At 67.6% G+C, this 18,090-nt stretch carries 18 protein-coding genes; 15 read left to right on the top strand and 3 right to left on the bottom strand.

Annotated features, from left to right (window positions below; all coding sequences use genetic code 11):
• Positions 1-4: 4 nt before the first annotated feature.
• On the top strand, positions 5-688 hold the full coding sequence (msrQ, locus tag HWX25_RS10575) for a protein-methionine-sulfoxide reductase heme-binding subunit MsrQ (RefSeq protein ID WP_175908475.1): 684 nt from the start codon (positions 5-7) through the stop codon (positions 686-688).
• 86 nt (positions 689-774) lie between these two features.
• On the opposite strand, the gene HWX25_RS10570 is transcribed toward msrQ, so the two are convergent.
• On the bottom strand, positions 775-1,056 hold the full coding sequence (locus HWX25_RS10570) for a lipoprotein (protein ID WP_175908466.1): 282 nt from the start codon (positions 1,054-1,056) through the stop codon (positions 775-777).
• Between the two features lie 36 nt (positions 1,057-1,092).
• Here HWX25_RS10570 and cyaY point away from each other — a divergent pair, with 36 nt between their 5' ends.
• A complete protein-coding gene (cyaY, locus tag HWX25_RS10565; RefSeq protein ID WP_059692387.1) occupies positions 1,093-1,419 on the top strand; it encodes an iron donor protein CyaY in 327 nt (108 codons plus the stop codon).
• Positions 1,420-1,516: 97 nt separating this feature from the next.
• On the opposite strand, the gene HWX25_RS10560 is transcribed toward cyaY, so the two are convergent.
• Entirely contained in the window at positions 1,517-3,910 is a 2,394-nt protein-coding gene (locus tag HWX25_RS10560) for a penicillin-binding protein 1A (protein WP_175908465.1), read from the bottom strand.
• Between the two features lie 220 nt (positions 3,911-4,130).
• Between HWX25_RS10560 and HWX25_RS10555 the strand changes: the two genes are divergently transcribed.
• The 12 genes from HWX25_RS10555 to ugpQ all read left to right on the top strand — a co-directional run bounded on the left by HWX25_RS10555 (position 4,131) and on the right by ugpQ (position 16,275).
• Entirely contained in the window at positions 4,131-5,054 is a 924-nt protein-coding gene (locus HWX25_RS10555; RefSeq protein WP_175908464.1) for a competence protein ComA, read from the top strand.
• Positions 5,051-5,686 carry a fimbrial protein gene (locus HWX25_RS10550; RefSeq protein WP_175908463.1) on the top strand — a complete coding sequence of 212 codons (636 nt, stop codon included), beginning with the start codon at positions 5,051-5,053 and terminating at the stop codon, positions 5,684-5,686. The genes HWX25_RS10555 and HWX25_RS10550 overlap by 4 nt, the downstream gene beginning before the upstream one ends.
• The gene (locus tag HWX25_RS10545; RefSeq protein ID WP_175908462.1) at positions 5,683-6,552 is read left to right on the top strand and encodes a pilus assembly protein; all 870 of its coding nucleotides are present in this window, start codon (positions 5,683-5,685) and stop codon (positions 6,550-6,552) included. The genes HWX25_RS10550 and HWX25_RS10545 overlap by 4 nt, the downstream gene beginning before the upstream one ends.
• Positions 6,549-8,192, top strand: a complete 1,644-nt coding sequence (gene pilQ, locus HWX25_RS10540; protein ID WP_175908461.1) for a type IV pilus secretin PilQ — start codon at positions 6,549-6,551, stop codon at positions 8,190-8,192. Before HWX25_RS10545 ends, pilQ begins: the two co-directional genes overlap by 4 nt.
• A 40-nt stretch (positions 8,193-8,232) precedes the next feature.
• On the top strand, positions 8,233-8,787 hold the full coding sequence (locus HWX25_RS10535) for a shikimate kinase (RefSeq protein ID WP_082750778.1): 555 nt from the start codon (positions 8,233-8,235) through the stop codon (positions 8,785-8,787).
• Positions 8,784-9,863 carry a 3-dehydroquinate synthase gene (gene aroB, locus HWX25_RS10530; protein WP_059692381.1) on the top strand — a complete coding sequence of 360 codons (1,080 nt, stop codon included), beginning with the start codon at positions 8,784-8,786 and terminating at the stop codon, positions 9,861-9,863. Before HWX25_RS10535 ends, aroB begins: the two co-directional genes overlap by 4 nt.
• Positions 9,864-9,904: 41 nt before the next feature.
• The gene (locus HWX25_RS10525; RefSeq protein ID WP_175908460.1) at positions 9,905-11,113 is read left to right on the top strand and encodes a deoxyguanosinetriphosphate triphosphohydrolase; all 1,209 of its coding nucleotides are present in this window, start codon (positions 9,905-9,907) and stop codon (positions 11,111-11,113) included.
• Positions 11,114-11,203: 90 nt separating this feature from the next.
• Positions 11,204-12,538: a sn-glycerol-3-phosphate ABC transporter substrate-binding protein UgpB gene (gene ugpB / locus HWX25_RS10520; RefSeq protein ID WP_059820879.1), complete on the top strand. Its 1,335-nt coding sequence runs from the start codon at positions 11,204-11,206 to the stop codon at positions 12,536-12,538.
• Positions 12,539-12,637: 99 nt separating this feature from the next.
• A complete protein-coding gene (gene ugpA, locus HWX25_RS10515) occupies positions 12,638-13,522 on the top strand; it encodes a sn-glycerol-3-phosphate ABC transporter permease UgpA (protein WP_057924841.1) in 885 nt (294 codons plus the stop codon).
• Positions 13,519-14,364 (top strand): sn-glycerol-3-phosphate ABC transporter permease UgpE, encoded by an 846-nt coding sequence (gene ugpE, locus HWX25_RS10510; protein WP_059820880.1) that lies wholly within the window; start codon positions 13,519-13,521, stop codon positions 14,362-14,364. Before ugpA ends, ugpE begins: the two co-directional genes overlap by 4 nt.
• A gap of 32 nt (positions 14,365-14,396) precedes the next feature.
• Positions 14,397-15,482 carry a sn-glycerol-3-phosphate import ATP-binding protein UgpC gene (locus tag HWX25_RS10505; protein WP_175908459.1) on the top strand — a complete coding sequence of 362 codons (1,086 nt, stop codon included), beginning with the start codon at positions 14,397-14,399 and terminating at the stop codon, positions 15,480-15,482.
• 28 nt (positions 15,483-15,510) lie between these two features.
• Positions 15,511-16,275, top strand: a complete 765-nt coding sequence (gene ugpQ / locus HWX25_RS10500) for a glycerophosphodiester phosphodiesterase (protein ID WP_175908458.1) — start codon at positions 15,511-15,513, stop codon at positions 16,273-16,275.
• Positions 16,276-16,439: 164 nt separating this feature from the next.
• On the opposite strand, the gene HWX25_RS10495 is transcribed toward ugpQ, so the two are convergent.
• Positions 16,440-17,171 carry an OmpW family outer membrane protein gene (locus HWX25_RS10495; RefSeq protein WP_175908457.1) on the bottom strand — a complete coding sequence of 244 codons (732 nt, stop codon included), beginning with the start codon at positions 17,169-17,171 and terminating at the stop codon, positions 16,440-16,442.
• Positions 17,172-17,364: 193 nt separating this feature from the next.
• Here HWX25_RS10495 and HWX25_RS10490 point away from each other — a divergent pair, with 193 nt between their 5' ends.
• The gene (locus HWX25_RS10490; RefSeq protein WP_059467849.1) at positions 17,365-18,078 is read left to right on the top strand and encodes a transposase; all 714 of its coding nucleotides are present in this window, start codon (positions 17,365-17,367) and stop codon (positions 18,076-18,078) included.
• Positions 18,079-18,090: the final 12 nt, after the last annotated feature.

Genomic DNA, 18,090 nt, shown 5'->3' with positions numbered 1-18,090 from the left:
CGACATTCCTTCCTCCACGCTGACGCCCGCGCGCGCGTCCGGCATGCGCACGGCTGCCGCCGGTGGTGCCGGCGCGGCGCGTACCGCCTCGCCGCGCTGGCTTGCCCCCGCCAAGGTGCTGGTGTTCGCGGCGGGCCTCTATCCGCTCGCGCGTCTCGTGCTGTTCGGGCTGACCGACCGGCTCGGCGCGAACCCGATCGAGTTCATCACGCGTTCGACGGGCCTCTGGACGCTGGTGATGCTCTGCATCACGCTCGCCGTCACGCCGATTCGGCGCGTGACGGGCGTTCCCGCGTTGCTGCGCTTTCGTCGGATGATCGGCCTGTTCGCGTTCTTTTACGCGACGCTGCATTTCACGACGTATCTGTGGTTCGACAAGTGGTTCGACGTGCTCGCGATCCTGAAGGACGTCGGCAAGCGTCCGTTCATCACGGTCGGCTTCGCTGCGTTCGTGCTGCTGATTCCGCTGGCCGCGACGTCGCCGCGCGCGATGGTGCGCCGGCTCGGCCGTCACTGGACGACGCTGCATCGCGCAATCTATGCGATTGCGCTGCTCGGCGTGCTGCATTTCTGGTGGATGAGGGCAGGCAAGCACAATCTCGCGCAGCCGAAGCTCTACGCGACGATCGTCGCGGTGCTGCTCGGCTGGCGGCTGCTTGAATGGGGCTGGCGGCGCATCCGTGCATGACGATGCGGGCCTGAAAAAAACAAAAGGCGATGACGGGAAGTCATCGCCTTTGTTGCGAACGAAACCGCGCGAGCGGCGGCGTGCGATTACTGCGCGACAGCCGGGCCGGATGCGGGCGTCGCGGCCTTCGACGCATTGCTCGACAGTTCCGGCGACAGTGTGAGCGGCGTGCCGGAAGAATCGGGAATGCTCTCGGACGACGCGTTTTCATCGGTCGGCATGACGTCCGATGGCGGGGTGTCCTGCTGCTGGATGGGCTTCGCCGGCAACGGCGGCACGGTGGGCAGATAGAGCGGGCCGCGTTGACCGCAGCCGGCAAGTATCGCCAAAGCCGCTACAATCGCGCTCATCCGGAAAACGACTCGCATGATCGTCCCTGAACAATTTAACCGATAGAGTTTAGCATGTCCGATACTGAATACCTGGCCCGTGCCGAGGCCGTGCTGGCGGCCGTCGAGCGTACCGTGGATGCCGCGAACGACGGCGACCACGACATCGATCTGGAGCGCAACGGCAGCGTGCTGACGCTGACGTTCGAGAACGGCTCGAAGATCATCATCAATCTCCAGCCGCCGATGAAGGAACTGTGGATCGCCGCGAAGGCGGGCGGATTCCATTACCGTTTCGTCGACGGCGAATGGCGCGATACGCGCACCGGCTCCGAGTTCTTCGCGGCGCTCACCGACTACGCGACGCAACAGGCCGGCCAGCCGATCACGTTCGGCGCGTAACGTCCGGCGCTCGCCCGGCCGGGCGCCCGATACGCCGGATCGAAGCACAAGAAAAAAGCGCCCTGCGGGGCGCTTTTTTCATGCTCGGCCGTTCGTGTCAATGGCCGCGGAACAGGTTCATGATGTCCTGCTTCTCCTGCTCGTCGACGTGCGGCACGGGTTCGTCGGTGTTTTGCACCGCCGGCGCCTGCGGCACGCCGACCGTCGACACGAAGCCGTGTCCCGGCGTGAACTCGGTGAAGTAAAGCTCGCTGCCGAGCGCCTGGACGTCGTCCGGCATCGTCGGCTTGAACTCCGGCGTGCCCTTCAGCGCCGCGCCCATGTAGTCGATCCAGACCGGCAGCGACAGGCCGCCGCCGGTTTCGCGATCGCCGAGGCTGCGCGGATTGTCGTAGCCGATCCACGCGATCGCCGCGAGCGTGTGCTGGTAGCCGGCGAACCATGCGTCGTGCGAATCGTTCGTCGTACCGGTCTTGCCGGCGAGGTCGGTGCGCTTCAGCACGTTCGTGCGCGCGCCCGTGCCGCGCTGCGCGACACTCTGCAGCAGGCTGTTCATCACGTACGCGTTGCGCGCGTCGATTGCGCGCGGCGCGTTCTGCTCGGCGATGAGCGGCTGCGCGCGGGCGACGATCGCGCCATTCGGATCGGTCACTTCGGCGATCAGGTACGGATTCACGCGGAAGCCGCCGTTCGCGAACACCGAGTACGCGCCGGCCATCTGCAACGGCGTGACCTGGCCCGCGCCGAGCGCCATCGGCAGATACGCCGGATGGCGGTCGGCGTCGAAGCCGAAGCGCGTGATGTACTGCTGCGCGTACTTCGTGCCGATGTGGTTCAGGATCCGGATCGACACGAGGTTGCGCGAGCGCTGCAGCGCGGTGCGCATCGACATCGGGCCTTCGAAGCCGCCACCGTAGTTCTTCGGCTCCCACGGCTGGCCGCCGGTTTCCGCGGCGCTGAAATACAGCGGGCCGTCATTGATCACCGTGGCCGGCCCGAGGCCCTTGTCGAGCGACGCCGAGTAGATGAACGGCTTGAACGACGAACCCGGTTGCCGCCACGCCTGCGTGACGTGGTTGAACTTGTTCTTGTTGTAGTCGAAGCCGCCGACGAGCGAGCGGATCGCACCGTCCTGCGGGACGATCGAGATGAACGCGCCTTCGACCTGCGGCAACTGCGTGATCGCCCACTTGCCTGCGTCGTTCTTCACGACCCGGACGATCGCGCCCGGCCGGATGCGGCGGTTCGGCTGCGCGCTGGCCGACAGCGCGCCCGACGCGAAGCGCAGGTTGTCGCCTTCGATCGTCGCGCTGCTGCCGTCGATGAAGGCGACGGTGATCTGGCGCGAAGTTGCGGCGGTGACGACCGCCGCGACGAGTTCGCCGTTGTCGGGGTGCTCGAGCAGCGCGTCGTCGATCGCCTGTTCGCGGTCGTCGGCGCCGGCCGGCAGCTCGATGAAGCCTTCCGGCCCGCGATAGCCGTGGCGGCGCTCGTAATCCATGATGCCCTTGCGCAGCGCGGTGTACGCGACCTGCTGGTCGGCGGAGTCGATCGTCGTGACGACGTTGAAGCCGCGCGTGTAGGTTTCCTCGCGGTACTGCGCGTACATCATCTGACGGACCATTTCCGCGACGTACTCGGCGTGCACGCTGAACTCGCGGCCCGCGCCCTTGACGACGAGCGGCTGCGCGACGGCTTCGTCGTACTGCTCGCGCGTGATGAAGTTCAGCTCGAGCATCCGTTGCAGGATGTATTCCTGGCGCACCTTCGCGCGCTTCGGATTGACGACCGGGTTATACGCGGACGGCGCCTTCGGCAGCCCCGCGAGCATTGCCGCTTCCGCGAGCGTGATGTCCTTGAGGTCCTTGCCGAAATAGACCCGCGCGGCGCTCGCGAAGCCATACGCACGCTGGCCGAGATAGATCTGATTCATGTAGACCTCGAGAATCTGATCCTTCGTCAGCGCGCGCTCGATCCGGTACGCGAGCAGCATCTCGTAGATCTTGCGCGTGTAGGTCTTTTCGCTCGACAGGAAGAAGTTGCGCGCGACCTGCATCGTGATCGTGCTCGCGCCCTGCGACGCATGGCCGTTCGTCAGCGCGACGAAGCCGGCGCGGGCGATGCCGGTGAGGTCGACGCCGCCGTGATCGTAGAAGCGCGCGTCCTCGATCGCGAGGATCGCCTTCTTGAGCGAGTCGGGCACGTCCTTGAAATGGACGATGTCGCGGCGTTCCTCGCCGAATTCGCCGATCAGCACGTGATCCGACGTGTAGATCCGCAGCGGTACCTTCGGACGATAGTCGGTCAGCGCGTCGAGCGACGGCATGTTCGGCCACGCGACGACGAGCGCGTAGCCGAGCACGAGGCCGCCGGCCACGACGAGGGCCACGCACAACGCGGCGAGGCCGATCAGGACTTTCAGCCACCAGGACCGCTTCTTCGGCTCGGGCGCGGGAGGCGGGGACGTAGGAGACGTGGATTGCATAGGCATACCGGAAAACAGTCCCGCGATTATAGCTGCCCGGTAAGACGGTCCCTGACGCGGGGGACGTCCGCCGGCACGCGGCTGATCGCGGTGCCGTCAGTATGGGGTCCGCGCGGCCGCTCCGTGCCACGACTGGCCGTTCGGCCGACTGTCTGGCGCGCGCGCCGCTTTGCAGAATCAGGCCTCGGAAACGCGGCGTGGGCCGCGACGATCGCGGGAGGCTGGGATGGCAGGACGATGGGCGGCGCGGTTCGCGCCGGGCAGGCACCGCTCGACGGGCATCGACGTCGGGGCGGACGAGGTGAGGGTGGCCGTGCTGAGCCGGCGCGGCCGGGCTGCGGACGTGCGGGTCGAAGGACTCGAGCGGGAGCCGGTCGGACTGGCGGGCGGGCCGGAGGACGCGCGCTGGGCTGCGGTCGCACGTGCGTTGGCGGCGGCGGTGTCGCGGCTGTCGGCGGCGGGCGTGCGTTGCGACGCGCGCGGCGTGATGGCGCTGCGCGATGACGAGATGCAGACCGCGACGCTCGATCTGGCCGGGCGCGACGACATCGCGGACGCCGCCCGGCAGGCGGCCGAACGGATCTCGGGGCTGGCACCTGACGACCTCGCGTTCGACTGGCGGCAGGACGACGACGCGTGCCGGGGCGAGATTGCGGTCGCCGTGGCGCCGCAGGCATTGCTCGAGCGGCGGATCGACGTGGCCGCGCAGGCCGGCATCGATCTGACGGCCGTCGACGGTGAGTCGGCTGCCGCGCTGCGCGCGTTGCGCTATGCCGCGCAGTTCGAGCCCGACGCGCACGGCCCGTATGCCGCATTCTGGTTCAACGACACGGGCGTGCGCGGCTGGCGGATTGACGGCGCGATCGCCGCACCGGTGCTCGCGCTGTCCGGCGACGTGCGGGCGGCGTTGCCGGACGCATTGCGCCAGTGCGAGTTCGAGCCGGTGCGCTGCGTGCTCGTGGCCGGCGACGAGCGCTGCATCGCCCGCTGCGACACGTCGGCCGCCGATATCGGCGATGCGCTCGGGGCGGCCGTGGTGCCGTTCGACTGCACCGGATGGGACGGTCTGCCGGGCGTACCCGCCGGCGCGCCGGGCGGTCCGACGTTTGCCCTCGCGGTCGGGCTGGCGCTGCGCGGGGTGTGGGAATGATCGTCGATATGGGGTTCGGGCGGGCTGCCGCCGGCCATGCCGCGCTCGGGGGCTTCAATTTGCTGCCATACCGTGAGCGGCTGGCGCAGGCGCTGCGGCGCCGCCGTGCCGCGCAATGCGGGGCGGCGATCGTGCTCGGCGCACTCGGGGCCGGTCTCTGGGCAGGGGTGGCGACAGCGTGGCGATGGCGCGTGGATGCCGAGCGCACGCGAGTGGAGGCGCGGCTGCGGCAATTGCAGCCGCAGGTCGATGCCGCACGGCGCACCGCCGGCGCGGCAGCCGATCTCGCGCAACGCGATGCGCGAGCGGCCGTGCTTGCCGCGCCGTATCGGCGCGTTGCCGGACTGCTGGCTACGCTGGCGCAGGTGCGCGACGACACGGTTCAGTTCGACGCATTGCGTACGACATCGTCCGGTGCCGAGCTCGACGCGCGCGCGACGAGTTACCGGACGGCCGCGCGGTGGCTCGCACGCATCGCGGCCGAGCAGCGCGACTGGCGCTTCGACATCGGTGCGCTGACACCGGCTTCGGCCACGCCGGTCGCGGGTTCGGTCGTGCCGTTTCGTTTTTCCGTGCAGGTGCGCTGGCACGACGCGCCGCCGCGACAGACGGCAACGGGAGGCGGCTCATGACGGCGATCGTGCATCAGTCCATGCCTGACGGCGTCGAGTGGCTTGGCCGCGTGACGCGGATGTCGCCGGCCGCCATGCACACCGTTGGTTGCGCGCTCGCATTCGCGTTCGTGATGGGCGTGGGCGTTTATCTGATGAATGCCGTCGATGGAAGCGGACTCGCACGCAGTCATGCATTGCTGGCAACGGCGCAAATACGGGCCGCCGACGCACAACGGCTGCTCGCGGCCGCCGCGCCGCGGCGCGATATGGGCCCGGCTGCCGGGCACGACGCCAGCTCACCGCCTGCGCCGGGGTGGCCCGCGCTGATGCTGGAGCTGGCTGACGTGGTTCGAGGAAGCGGACTGCGGGTTGTGTCGATCGAACCGCGGCGCACTGACGATGCGGCGCCGGATGGCCGGCGCACGGTGCGGATCGTCGCGGAAGGCGGTTTTCCGGCGCTGCTGCGCCTGATGGGCGGGCTGGCGAGTTTCCCGGTGCTGGTGGTGCCGTCCGGGCTGCATATCGAGAGGAAACCGCCCGCGTCGCGGGTGGACATGACGATCGACGTGTTTCCGGCGCTGTCGGGGGGCCGGGTTCCGGATGGCGCGGAGGCGGTGCTTGCCGGCGCGCGGAGCGACGATCCATTCGGCGGAGCCGGTTCGCCGACGGTGGCTGACGATATGACGCCGCGCCTGGCCGGCACCATTCGCGACGCACGCACCGGGCTTGCGCTGTTCGACGCCGGCGATGGCGCATTCGCGACCGTTGCGCCGGGTGAGGCGTTCGGGGTATCGCGTGTGGTGAGCGTCGAAACCGGTGCCGTGACGGTCGCGACGGCCGATGGCGCACGCCGGCTCGCCGTGGACGACGGAGGCCACTCATGACGAAGTATGGATGGTGGGTGATCGCATTCTGGGCCGGGTCGAGCGTGGCCGCCGTGGACGCGGCGCTACCGCCTTTGCCGCCGGCCGGCTGGCCGATCGGGGCGATACGGGCGTATGCCGAGGACACGCCGCTGCCGCAGGGCGTGCCCGACGGCCTGGACGGCGTGAGCGGTGGCGCGCCCGCGCACGATGGTCCACTGCCGTTCGACCAGGCGGCGCGCGCAGCGCTTCAGGCGAACACTCCGCAGCCGCTACCCCAGCTGGAAGGGCCGCCGGTTCCATTGCCTCCGCCGACGCGCATGAGCGACGCCGCGGCGCGGCACCCCGGCGATGCGGACGACGCACGGCGAATCTCGCTGAATCTACAGGGCGCCGGCCTCGCGGCCGCATTCGACGCGCTCGCGCGATTCACCGGGCTGAACATCGTCGTCGGCGAGCAGGTGCGCGGCACCGTGACATTACGTCTGAACAATGTCCGCTGGCGCGATGCGTTCGATACGTTGCTCGACACGCACGGGCTGGCGATGTCCCGGCGCGGCAACGTGATCTGGGTCACGCCGGCGGCCGAAGTCGCCGCGCGGGAGCGCGAGCGCTTCGAAACGCACGCACGCGCGGCCGAGCTGGAGCCGCTCGCGAGCCGAACCTTCGTGCTGCATTACCCGCGTGCGCAGGACGTGCAGCGGTTGCTGGCCGGGGCGACCGGCCAGCGCCTGCTGTCGAAGCGCGGCGCCGCGGCGGCCGATCCGCGCATGAACTTGTTGTTCGTCACCGATCTGGCGCCGCGCATCGAGCAGATCGCGGGCCTGATCGACGCGATCGACCGGCCGTCGCGGCAGGTCCGGATCGAGGCGCGCATCGTCGAGGGCGAGCAGGGGTTCTCGCGCAACCTTGGCGCACGCGTCGCGCTGCGCGCCCAGGGGCGGGCTCCCGCTGCAGATGGGGCGGCGACCGTGACGGACACACGCAACGCGCTCGACCTGGCCGCGCGACCGCTCGGCGGCTTCGAGGCGGCGACGGCCGGCTTCACGTTGTTCGCCGCGCCGCTCAGCCGCGTGCTCGACGTCGAGTTGAGCGCGCTCGAGGCGCAGGGCCGGGGCCAGATCGTTTCGAGCCCGCGCGTGGTGACGGCCGACCGCGTGAAGGCGATCGTCGAGCAGGGCTCGGAGCTGCCGTATCAGGCGAAAGTCGGCAACGGCGTGAGCGGCGTGCAGTTCCGCCGCGCGACGTTGAAGCTCGAGGTCGAGCCGCAGATCACGCCCGACGGGCGCGTCGTGCTCGATCTGGACGTGACGAAGGACAGCATCGGCGAGCCGACGGCGGCCGGCCCGGCGATTCATACGAAGCACGTCCAGACGCGCGTCGAGGTCGAGGACGGCGGAACGGTCGCCATCGGCGGGATTTACGAGCAGTTGAACCGGGACGATGTGACGCGGGTGCCGCTCTTGGGCAAAATACCGGTTCTGGGCGCGCTTTTCCGGCACCGCGCGCGGCGCGACCAGCGCAACGAACTGGTCGTCTTCATCACGCCGACGGTCGTCGGCGCGCGTTGCGAAACGGCCGGCGCGGGCGACGCGGATGCGGGAAAAACGGGGCCGGAAGCCGGTGGCGCAGGCTCGACAAGGCAGCCGCTTTGCCAGTAAGCTGCGCCACACACCAGCAAGATTCAAGCAGAGGAAGCCGTTGCAAGCGCGGGACCCACACGCAAACGTATTTTTCGTCGGCCTTATGGGAGCGGGTAAGACCACCGTGGGCCGTGCGGTCGCGCGCCGGCTCGACAGGACGTTCTTCGACTCCGACCACGAAATCGAGGCCCGCACGGGTGCGCGCATTCCGGTGATCTTCGAGATGGAGGGCGAGGCCGGGTTTCGCGATCGCGAATCGCAGGTGATCGCCGATCTGACGCAGCGCGAGAACATCGTGCTCGCGACGGGCGGCGGCGCGGTGCTGCGCCCCGAAAATCGCGATTGCCTGAAAGGCAACGGCATCGTCATCTATCTGCGCGCCAATCCGCACGATCTGTGGCTGCGCACGCGCAAGGACAAGAACCGCCCGCTGTTGCAGACCGACGATCCGAAGGCGCGTCTCGAAGCGCTCTACGAAGTCCGCGACCCGCTGTACCGCGAATGCGCGGACTTCATCATCGAGACCGGCCGTCCGTCGGTCAACGGCCTCGTCAACATGGTGCTGATGCAACTCGAACTGGCAGGCGTCGTCGCCAAGCCGCTACAAGCATGATTACCGTCAACGTCGATCTGGGCGACCGCGCCTACCCGATTCACATTGGTGCCGGCCTGATCGGCCGCACCGAGCTGTTCGCTCCTCACATCACCGGTTCGTCGGTCACGATCGTCACGAACACGACGGTCGATCCGCTCTACGGCGATGCGCTGCGCGCGGCGCTCGCGCCGCTCGGCAAGCGCGTCTCGACGGTCGTGCTGCCGGACGGCGAGGCCTACAAGAACTGGGAAACCCTGAACCTGATCTTCGACGGCCTGCTGACCGAGCGCGCCGACCGCAAGACGACGCTCGTCGCACTCGGCGGCGGCGTGATCGGTGACATGACCGGCTTCGCCGCCGCGTGCTATATGCGCGGCGTGCCGTTCATCCAGGTGCCGACGACGCTGCTGTCGCAGGTCGATTCGTCGGTCGGCGGCAAGACGGGCATCAACCACCCGCTCGGCAAGAACATGATCGGCGCGTTCTACCAGCCGCAGGCCGTGATCGCCGATATCGGCGCGCTGACCACGCTGCCCGATCGCGAGCTGGCGGCCGGTGTGGCCGAGGTCATCAAGACGGGCGCGATCGCCGATGCGGCATTCTTCGACTGGATCGAGGCGAACGTCGATGCGCTGAACCGCCGCGAGCCCGCCGCGCTCGCGCATGCGGTGAAGCGCTCGTGCGAGATCAAGGCGAGCGTGGTCGCGGCCGACGAACGCGAAGGCGGGCTGCGCGCGATCCTGAATTTCGGCCATACGTTCGGCCATGCGATCGAGGCCGGGCTAGGCTACGGCGAGTGGCTGCACGGTGAAGCGGTCGGCTGCGGGATGGTGATGGCGGGCGACCTGTCGGTGCGGCTCGGCCTCCTCGACGAAGCGTCGCGGCAGCGGCTCGATGCGGTGATCGCCGCCGCGCACCTGCCGGTCCGCGGGCCGGCGCTCGGCGATGCGCGCTACATGGATCTGATGCGCGTCGACAAGAAGGCCGAAGCCGGTGCGATCAAGTTCATCCTGCTGAAGCGATTCGGCGATACGCTGATCACCCAGGCACCCGACGAAGCCGTGTTCGCCACGCTGGCGCAGACAACCCGATAACGGCGCCCCGGATGCCCCGGCGCCCCTGACATGGAGGAGACGTGAGCGAGACATCCAGCAGCAAACCGTCCAAAGCCGGCCGCGCATCCGTCGCGGCGCCGGCCGAGCCGCCGACGCTGGCGGCGCTGGAAGCCCATCTCGCTCCGTATGCCGCCCACGCGTCGCAGTCGCGCGGCCGTCGCCATCACGAAACCCCGCCGGCGGCGCGCACCGAATTCCAGCGCGACCGCGACCGCATCGTTCATTCCACCGCGTTCCGCCGGCTCGAATACAAGACGCAGGTCTTCGTCAATCACGAAGGTGACCTGTTCCGTACCCGCCTCACGCACAGCCTCGAAGTCGCGCAGATCGCGCGTTCGGTCGCGCGCAACCTGCGGCTCAACGAGGATCTCGTCGAAGCGATCTCGCTCGCGCACGATCTCGGCCATACGCCGTTCGGCCATGCCGGGCAGGATGCGCTGAACGCGTGCATGCGCGAGCACGGCGGCTTCGAGCACAACCTGCAGAGCCTGGCCGTGGTCGATGAACTCGAGGAGCATTACGGCGCGTTCAACGGCCTGAACCTGTGCTTCGAGACGCGCGAAGGCATCCTCAAGCACTGCTCGCGCGAGAACGCGCGCAAGCTCGGTGCGCTCGGCGAGCGCTTTCTGCAAGGCCGCCAGCCGTCGCTGGAAGCGCAGCTCGCGAACATCGCGGACGAAATCGCGTACAACAACCACGACGTCGACGACGGCCTGCGCTCCGGCCTGATCACGATCGAGCAGCTCGCCGAAGTCGAGCTGTGGCAACGCCACTACGACGCCGCGCTCGCCGAATTCCCGCATCTGGAAGGCCGCCGCCTCGTCCACGAGACGGTGCGCCGCATCATCAACACGCTGATCGTCGACCTGATCGACGAGACCACGCGCAATCTCGCGCGCGTCGCGCCCGCGTCGCTCGACGACGTGCGCGCCGCGCCGCAGCTCGTCGCGCACAGCGAGGCGATCGCCGCGCAGGCGGCCGCCCTCAAGCGTTTCCTGTTCAAGAACCTGTATCGCCACTACAAGGTGATGCGCATGGCGAACAAGGCGCAGCGCGTCGTCACCGGGCTGTTCGACGCGTTCATCGACGATCCGCGCCTGCTGCCGCCGCCTTACCAGTCGGACGACGACGCGCACCAGCCGCGCCTCGTCGCGCACTACATCGCCGGCATGACCGACCGCTTCGCACTGAAGGAATATCAGCGCCTGTTCGTCATCAACGACAACTGACTGTCACAAACGATCACTAGACTTCGCCGGTTCAATGGCGACGGGAATGTTGCACACGCTGTTGGTAACGTTTTCATAGGAGAGAGGTCGATGAAGAAGAAGCCCGCGGGGACCATGATTCGCTCGATCGCGCTGGGCGGCGCGTTGATGTTCGGTGTGCAGCATGCGGCGTTCGCCGTGACGGAGATTCAGTTCTGGCATGCGATGGAGTCGGCGCTGGGCGAGCGCGTGAATGAACTCGCCACGCAGTTCAACGCATCGCAGAGCGACTACAAGATCGTGCCGGTCTTCAAGGGCACTTACGACCAGGCACTCGCGGCGGGCATCGCCGCCTATCGCAGCGGCAACGCGCCGGCGATCCTCCAGGTCTACGAAGTCGGCACCGCGACGATGATGCAGGCGAAGAAGGCTGTCGTGCCGGTGTACGACGTGTTCAAGCAGGCCGGCGTGCCGCTCGACGAAAAGGCGTTCGTGCCGACCATCGCGAGCTACTACAGCGATGCGAAGACGGGCCATCTCGTGTCGATGCCGTTCAACAGCTCGACGCCGGTGCTGTACTACAACAAGGATGCGTTCAAGAAGGCCGGGCTCGATCCGAACCAGCCGCCGAAGACGTGGGCCGACGTGCAGGCCGCCGCGGAGAAGCTGCGCAAGTCCGGGATGACGTGCGGCTTCACGACCGGCTGGCAAGGCTGGATTCAGCTCGAGAACTACAGCGCGTGGCATGCGCTGCCGTTCGCGAGCCGCAACAACGGCTTCGACGGCACCGATGCGGCGCTCGAATTCAACAAGCCGCAGCAGATCGCACACATCGCGTTCCTGCAGCAGATGCAGAAGGACGGCACGTTCACGTATGCGGGCCGCAAGGACGAAGCGTCCGCGAAGTTCTACAGCGGCGACTGCGGGATCCTGACGACGTCGTCGGGCGCGCTCGCGAACGTGCAGAAGTTCGCGAAGTTCAGCTACGGCACCGGCATGATGCCGTACGACGCGAACGTGAAGGGCGCGCCGCAGAACGCGATCATCGGCGGCGCGAGCCTGTGGGTGCTGGGCGGCAAGGATCCGGCGACCTACAAGGGCGTCGCGAAATTCCTCGCGTTCCTGGCCTCGCCGCCGATCGCCGCGAAGTGGCACCAGGAAACGGGCTACCTGCCGGTCACGACGGCCGCGTACGACCTCACGCGCCAGCAGGGCTTCTATGCGAAGAACCCGAGCGCGGAAACCGCGATCAAGCAGATGATGAACAAGCCGCCGCTGCCTTACACGAAGGGGCTGCGTCTCGGCAACATGCCGCAGATCCGCACGGTCGTCGACGAGGAACTGGAGCAGGTCTGGGCGCAGAAGAAGTCGCCGAAGGACGCGCTCGATTCGGCGGCCTCGCGCGGCGACGAGCTGCTGCGCCGCTTCGAGAAGTCGGGCGGCTGATCCCGCGTCGCGTTCGTTCCGCCGGCCGCCGCGTCGCATATGCGAGCGGGCGGCCGGCGGCGCGGTTCCTTTCCCGTTTCGCCTGACCGGATGCCCGCGATGCAATCCCGTTCCCGTTTCGGCGCGAGCCTGCTGCCGTACCTGCTCATCGCGCCGCAGCTCGCGATCACCGCCGTATTCTTCCTGTGGCCGGCCGGCGTCGCGCTGTGGCAGTCGACGCAGATGCAGGATGCATTCGGCACGTCGAGTGAATTCGTCGGCTTCGCGAACTTCACGCACTTGTTCGCCGATCCGCTGTACCTCGACTCGTTCCGCACGACGCTGGTGTTCAGCTCGCTCGTCACTGTGAGCGGGCTCGTCGTGTCGCTGTTGCTCGCCGCGTGCGCCGACCGCGTGATCCGCGGCGCGCGCGTGTACCGCACGCTGCTGATCTGGCCGTACGCGGTCGCGCCGACGATCGCGGCCGTGCTGTGGGCGTTCCTGTTCAACCCGAGCATCGGGCTCGTCACCTATGCGCTCGCGAAGGGCGGCATCGTGTGGAATCACGCGCTGAACGGCGGCCAGGCGATGTTCCTCGTCGTGCTCGCGTCGGTGTGGAAGCAGGTGAGCTACAACTTCCTGTTCTTCTACGCGGGGCTGCAGGCGATCCCGCGCTCGCTGATCGAGGCGGCGGCGATCGACGGTGCCGGGCCGGTGCGGCGCTTCTTCAACATCGTGCTGCCGCTGCTGTCGCCGACGAGCTTCTTCCTGCTGGTCGTGAACCTCGTCTACGCGTTCTTCGACACGTTCCCGGTGATTGACGCGGCCACCGCCGGCGGCCCCGCGCAAAGCACGAAAACGCTGATCTACAAGATCTTCACGGAGGGTTTCCAGGGCCTCGACATCGGCAGTTCGGGCGCGCAGTCGGTCGTGCTGATGATCATCGTCGTCGGCCTGACGGTGATCCAGTTCCGCTTCGTCGAACGCAGGGTGCAATACGCATGATCGAAAATCGCAAGGGCTTCGACCTGTTCTGCCACGCGGTGTTGATCGCGGGCGTTGTGCTGATCGTGTTTCCGGTGTACGTCGCGTTCTGCGCGGCGACGATGAACGCGCAGGAAGTGTTCACGATCCCGCTGTCGCTGGTGCCGAGCACGCACCTGCTGGAGAACATCGCTTACATCTGGGGGCACGGCAGCGGCGGCACGACGGCGCCGTTCGGCCGGCTGCTCGTCAACAGCCTCGTGATGGCGCTCGGGATCGCGGTCGGCAAGATCGCGGTGTCGATCCTGTCCGCGTACGCGATCGTCTATTTCCGCTTTCCGTTCCGCAACACCGCGTTCTGGCTGATCTTCATCACGCTGATGCTGCCGGTCGAGGTGCGGATCTTCCCGACCGTGCAGGTCGTGTCGACGCTGCACCTGACGAACACGTACGCGGGGCTTTCGCTGCCACTGATCGCGTCGGCGACCGCGACGTTCCTGTTCCGCCAGTTCTTCATGACGCTGCCCGACGAGCTGATGGACGCCGCGCGCATCGACGGCGCGGGGCCGCTGCGCTTTTTCTGGGACGTGGTGCTGCCGCTGTCGAAGACGAGCATCGCGGCGCTGTTCGTGATCACGTTCATCTACGGCTGGAACCAGTATCTGTGGCCGATCCTGATCACGACGGAGGCGTCGCTGTCGACGGCGGTGGTGGGCATCAAGACGATGATCGCGAGCGGCGACGCCGCGACCGAGTGGCAATACGTAATGGCGGCGACGCTGCTGGCGATGATTCCGCCGCTCGTCGTCGTGCTGGCGATGCAGCGCTGGTTCGTGCGCGGCCTCGTCGATTCCGAGAAATGAACCACGGACGGTAACCGGGAGAAGGACCAGGTATGGCTGCGCTGAGCTTGAAGGGCGTCAGGAAATCCTACGACGGCAAGCAGCATGTGCTGCATGGCATCGACGTGGAGATCGCCGACGGCGAATTCATCGTGCTGGTCGGCCCGTCGGGCTGCGGCAAGTCGACGCTGCTGCGGATGATCGCGGGGCTCGAGACGGTGACGGACGGCGAGATCGCGATCGGCGAGCGCGTGGTCAACGCGCTGGAGCCGAAGGATCGCGACATCGCGATGGTGTTCCAGAATTACGCGCTGTATCCGCACATGACGGTCGCGCAGAACATGGGCTACGGGTTGAAGATCCGCGGCATCGAGCGCGCGACGATCGACGCGCGGGTGGCCGCGGCCGCGAAGATCCTCGAACTCGAGCCGCTGCTCGCGCGGCGGCCGCGCGAGCTGTCGGGCGGCCAGCGGCAGCGCGTCGCGATGGGGCGCGCGATCGTGCGCGAGCCGTCCGTGTTCCTGTTCGACGAGCCGCTGTCGAACCTCGACGCGAAGCTGCGCGTGCAGATGCGGCTGGAGATCCAGCGGCTCCATGCGCGGCTCGCGACGACGAGCGTGTACGTGACGCACGACCAGATCGAGGCGATGACGCTTGCACAGCGCGTGATCGTGATGAACCGCGGCTATGCGGAGCAGATCGGCGCGCCGGTCGACGTGTACGAGAAGCCGGCGACGGTGTTCGTCGCGGGCTTCATCGGCTCGCCGGCGATGAACCTGATGCACGGCCGGCTGTCCGAGGATGGCGCGACGTTCACGGTCGCGGGCGGCGGCCCGGCGCTGCCGGTTGCCGGCTCGCCCGGCATCGGCACCGCGATCGCCCCGGGGCGCGACTGGGTGCTAGGCGTGCGGCCGGAGCACATGACGCCGCAGCCGGGTGTCGCGCAGGCGACGCTGCCGGTCGACTCGTGCGAGCTGCTCGGCGCGGACAACCTCGCGCACGGCCGCTGGGGCAACCACGACGTCGCGGTGCGCCTGCCGCACGCGGATCGTCCCGCGCGCGGCACGGCGCTGGCCGCCGCGCTGCCCGCGCATCGGCTGCACTTCTTCGATCCCGAGACCGGCAAGCGTGCCGGCTGACCCTGACGCACCCGCTGAGAGGCGCACGATGACTTTCCGTACCGACTGGCCTTATCCGCGCGTCGTCGCCCATCGCGGCGGCGGCACGCTCGCGCCGGAGAACACGCTTGCCGCGTTCGACGAAGGCGCGCGGCGCGGTCACCGGATGGTCGAGTTCGACGCGAAGCTGTCCGCCGACGACGTGAGCTTCCTGCTGCACGACGACACGGTCGACCGCACGTCGAACGGCAGCGGGCCGGCAGCGGGCATGCGCTACGCGGCGCTGGCCGCGCTCGACGCCGGCGCCTGGTTCGACGCGCGTTTCGCGGGCGAGCGGATGCCGACGCTCGAGGCGGCGGCGGCGCGCTGCATCGCGCACGGGCTGGCGGCGAACGTCGAGATCAAGCCGTGCCCGGGCCGCGAGCGCGACACGGGGCGGCGGGTGGCGGCCGATGCGGCCGCGTACTGGCACGGCGCCGCCGTGCCGCCGCTGCTGTCGTCGTTCTCGTTCGACGCGCTGCAACAGGCGCGCGAAAGCGCACCGGCGCTGCCGCGCGGGATGCTGTACGAAGCGGTGCCGGACGACTGGCACGCGCAGGTCGTCGGCGCGCTCGGCTGCGTATCGTTGCATGCGAGCCACAAGACGCTCGACGAACCGCTCGTGCGCGCGATCAAGGCGGCTGGGCTGCGCATCCTGGTCTACACGGTCAACGACCTCGCCCGGGCGCGCGAACTCGTGCGCTGGGGCGTCGATGCGGTCTGCACGGACCGGATCGACCTGATCGGCCCCGATGCACTGGACGACATCGCGTAGCGACCGGTCCCGCGCGATGGTGGATGCGGGAAAACCCTGAGACAAAAAAACGACGCCCCGGCGGGATTTCCGCCGGGGCGTTTTGCGTCGAGGAGACGTTACGTCACGAAAAATCCGCTACAAATTGCAGCAGGATTAACCATTCCCCAAATATTCGACTACGCTTAGAAGCGGTAGCCGACGTTCAGGTACGTGACGATCGGGTTGAGCGAGATCTTCGCTTTCGACGTTTCGGTCAGGGTGCCGACCGGCGTCCGGCGGGCGGTCGTGAAGGTCGCGGTCACGCTGACCGGGATGTACGAGATCGACAGGCCCCCGAACCAGTGCTTCGTGAAGTTGTACGTGAAGCCGGCGTTGAGCACGGGCGCCCACTGGTTGCTGGTCGTGGCGCTGGTCGGGCCGCCGAGCACGCCGTTCTCGAAGCTGCTGTTCGTGATCTTTGCGCCGGTGAACCAGACATACGTCGCGCCGACGCCGACATACGGACGGAACTTCGCGTTGGCGTCGTTGAAGTGATAGCGAAGCAAGACGGCGGGGCTCCACTGGTACGCACGGCCGAGTACGCCGAACTTTTCGAACTGACCCTTGCCGGTAATGTCGAACTTCGGCGGTATCCCCATGACGAGCTCGGTGGAGATGTGGTCGGTGACGAAGTAGCCAGCGGCGAGCCCAAGCGTATCGGCGTCGTTGATGCCGGCGCCGGTGTTGGGAATCGATTGGTTGATGGGCGTGCCGCCGACGCGGTACAGGAACAGCGGATCGCTGCTGTCCTGCGGCGACAGGTGGAACCAGCCGGTGCTGACGTAGAAATCACCTGCGGATTGTGCTTGTGCTGCACCGCTCGCAAACGTGAATGCGAGCGCTGCAGCCCCCGTAATGGCCAGTTTTCGTTTCATTGTGTCTCCTCCGATCTAAGGCGTGCTCATTATGACGACTGCGTTTAAAACCAAACAAGCTCGTAAGTTAGAGTTTTCACCCTAGGATTAGTACGACCGTACGCTTCCGCGCCCCGCCGGGATTGGCATTCTACGCAGGTGCGCAATTTCGGACCTTCGGGTATTTCCTAACGCGTTCAAACGGACATTCAGCATGGCACGGTTAGCACGACTCTACGTTCCCGACCAGCCGCAGCACGTGATACTGCGCGGCCTGGATCAGCAACCCGCGTTCGTCGACGACCAGGACTACGAACTCTTCATCGATTGTCTGAAGGCCGCGGCACGCGATCATCACCTTTCGGTGCATGCCTACGTGCTGCTTCCGCGTCAGGTGCAGCTCCTCGTGACGCCGAGCGACGAGGCAAGCCTGCCGAAGGCGATGCAGGCGGTCGGTCGCCGCTACGTCGCGCATTTCAACCGACGTTATTCGCGTCGCGGCACTTTGTGGGAAGGCCGCTATCGCGCGACCGTGATCGAAGGCGAGCGCTATTTCCTGCTCGCGAGCCGCGTGGTCGAGATGAGCCCAGTGCGCTCGCAGCTGGTCGCGACGGCCGACGCTTATCGCTGGTCGAGCTATCGGCACCACGTCGGGCTCACCGTCGACAGCCTGATCACCGACCATCCGCTCTACTGGGCACTCGGCAACACGCCATTCGATCGTCAGCGTGCGTACAAGGAGCTCTGCGAGCAGCCGCTCGACGAGCGGCAGGCCGACCAGCTCCAGCAAGCGACGCTGAAGGGCTGGGTGCTCGGCGGCGAGAACTACCGCGAGTGGGCGGCGCGCACCGCGAACCGCCGCGTGTCGCCGCTGCCGCGCGGACGCCCCAGAAAGGTGCGTGAAAACACCCCGCCGATCCAGCAATAACGCGGGAAAGGC

Source organism: Burkholderia sp. BCC1640, assembly GCF_902833125.1.
GTDB classification, from domain to species: domain Bacteria; phylum Pseudomonadota; class Gammaproteobacteria; order Burkholderiales; family Burkholderiaceae; genus Burkholderia; species Burkholderia diffusa.
Note: the sequence above shows the minus strand (reverse complement) of the source record. Positions and strands in the feature narration are given on the sequence as shown.

Excerpts from the sequence above, each read along its gene's own strand:
- HWX25_RS10570 (WP_175908466.1), bottom strand. The coding sequence starts at position 1,056 with ATGCGAGTCGTTTTCCGGATGAGCGCGATTGTAGCGGCTTTGGCGATA.
- cyaY (WP_059692387.1), top strand. The coding sequence starts at position 1,093 with ATGTCCGATACTGAATACCTGGCCCGTGCCGAGGCCGTGCTGGCGGCC.
- HWX25_RS10560 (WP_175908465.1), bottom strand. The coding sequence starts at position 3,910 with ATGCCTATGCAATCCACGTCTCCTACGTCCCCGCCTCCCGCGCCCGAG.
- HWX25_RS10555 (WP_175908464.1), top strand. The coding sequence starts at position 4,131 with ATGGCAGGACGATGGGCGGCGCGGTTCGCGCCGGGCAGGCACCGCTCG.
- HWX25_RS10550 (WP_175908463.1), top strand. The coding sequence starts at position 5,051 with ATGATCGTCGATATGGGGTTCGGGCGGGCTGCCGCCGGCCATGCCGCG.
- HWX25_RS10545 (WP_175908462.1), top strand. The coding sequence starts at position 5,683 with ATGACGGCGATCGTGCATCAGTCCATGCCTGACGGCGTCGAGTGGCTT.
- pilQ (WP_175908461.1), top strand. The coding sequence starts at position 6,549 with ATGACGAAGTATGGATGGTGGGTGATCGCATTCTGGGCCGGGTCGAGC.
- aroB (WP_059692381.1), top strand. The coding sequence starts at position 8,784 with ATGATTACCGTCAACGTCGATCTGGGCGACCGCGCCTACCCGATTCAC.
- ugpB (WP_059820879.1), top strand. The coding sequence starts at position 11,204 with ATGAAGAAGAAGCCCGCGGGGACCATGATTCGCTCGATCGCGCTGGGC.
- ugpA (WP_057924841.1), top strand. The coding sequence starts at position 12,638 with ATGCAATCCCGTTCCCGTTTCGGCGCGAGCCTGCTGCCGTACCTGCTC.
- ugpE (WP_059820880.1), top strand. The coding sequence starts at position 13,519 with ATGATCGAAAATCGCAAGGGCTTCGACCTGTTCTGCCACGCGGTGTTG.
- HWX25_RS10505 (WP_175908459.1), top strand. The coding sequence starts at position 14,397 with ATGGCTGCGCTGAGCTTGAAGGGCGTCAGGAAATCCTACGACGGCAAG.
- ugpQ (WP_175908458.1), top strand. The coding sequence starts at position 15,511 with ATGACTTTCCGTACCGACTGGCCTTATCCGCGCGTCGTCGCCCATCGC.
- HWX25_RS10495 (WP_175908457.1), bottom strand. The coding sequence starts at position 17,171 with ATGAAACGAAAACTGGCCATTACGGGGGCTGCAGCGCTCGCATTCACG.
- HWX25_RS10490 (WP_059467849.1), top strand. The coding sequence starts at position 17,365 with ATGGCACGGTTAGCACGACTCTACGTTCCCGACCAGCCGCAGCACGTG.